At 67.4% G+C, this 1,581-nt stretch carries 1 protein-coding gene; it reads right to left on the bottom strand.

Annotated features, from left to right (window positions below; all coding sequences use genetic code 11):
- Positions 1–111: 111 nt before the first annotated feature.
- Positions 112–1,581: 6-phosphofructokinase (locus ACO48X_RS10430; protein WP_485002023.1), on the bottom strand; the 1,470-nt coding region annotated here is incomplete at its 5' end.

Here is a 1,581-nt window from a genome sequence, read left to right as displayed (position 1 = left end):
ACCAAGGCCGACGACGAGGAGCCGCCGGCCGACGGCTGACGCCCCGACCTCCGGCTGGTCGGGGCCCCGGCACACGGGCCTGCCGCGCCCTCGGGTCCCGTCGAGGCGGGACTAGTTCGCCTCGTAGACCGCCGGCATGTCGAGCTTCTTGTCGAAGTCCTTGTCGGCCACGGTGTAGAGAATCTCCTCCAGGCCACGCCACCACGGATCGACCGGGAGCCTTGTCTTCAGGTCGATGAGCTCGTCCATGTGCGTCAGGCGCTGGACTTTGATCTCGCCGTCGGACAGACCCACGAAAACGCCGTCGCGCTTGCCCTTCTCGAACTGCCTGGAGAGCTCGCCGATCGCGTAGTTTGCCAGGCGCACGGCCAGTGTGCGGTCGAAGGGCGAGGGGTTGCCGCCCTGCTGCATGTGGCCGAGCACGGCCGGCCGCACGTCGTACAGGCCCCGGCTTTCGGCCTCGAAGATCTTGGTGAGCATGTCCGTCGTGTAGTACTCGGAGGCCTCTTCGTTGGCGACGACGAGGTAAAGGTCGCGTCCGCCCTCGAAGGCTTTGACGATCCGCGCGGCGTCCTCGCTCAGCTGTGACAGGGATATGCCGTTCTCCGAGAGGTAGACCTGCTCTGCGCCAGCGACTATTCCGGACATGAGGGTGAGATATCCGCATCGGCGCCCCATCGCCTCGGCCACGAAGCATCGGTGGTTGGCCGCCGCCGACTGCTTGATGCGGTCGATCACCTCGGCGTTGTTGTTGAGCGCGGTGTCGACGCCGATGGACAGCTCGGCGCCCGGCAGATTGTTGTCGATTGACGCCGGAACGCAGACTATGGGGAGGTCGAAGGCGGGGTAGCGGTTCTTTTCTTCGACCATGTGCAGCGCGGCGAGGTATCCGGTGAAGCCGCCGATGACCATGAGGGCGTCGATCCGGTTCTTCTCGATCTCCCGCCCGAGCGCGTAGTACTGGTCGACGGCCGGAACCGACCGGTGCGTTCCCAGATGGGCGCCGCCGGAGCCGGCCCAAGAATCGACGTCGGCCCACGTCAACTCGCGCAGCTCGCCGTCGAGCAGGCCCGGAAATCCGCCGACGACCCCGAGCATTGTGAATCCGCGGTCGAGTCCGAGGCGGACGGCGGCCTTCGCCGCCGGGTCCATGCCGGGCGCAAGGCCTCCGGCGTGCATGACGGCGACGCGCGGTGGGCGTCCGTCCGGCGTCGCGATATGCCCTCGATGGCTCTCCACCGGCATCGACATCGTCTCGAAAACGTCGAGCATTCCGCGAAACCCCGGGCCGCGTGAATCGACTGCGGCCTCGTAGTCGCCCGAGGAAAGGTACCCCTTGACGGCGCGGGTCTCGCGGATCGCCTCCATCAGGGGCAGGCGCACCACGCGGTTGCGCCGCGTGCCGATGATGCACGGTTCGTCCCTCTCGCCGGCGCGAACTGTCTCGAGGGCGGCGGTGTAGCCGAGGATCGTCGACATCCACCGGTCGTAGGCCGACGGCGTGCCGCCTCGCTGAACATGGCCCAAGGACGTGATTCGCACGTCCTCGCCGAGGCGATCCTGGATGGCCTCCTGGACCCG

The sequence above is a fragment of the Peptidiphaga sp. genome, from assembly GCF_057238965.1.
The sequence above is the reverse complement of the archived record's forward strand: the minus strand, read 5'-3'. Positions and strand labels throughout refer to the sequence as shown.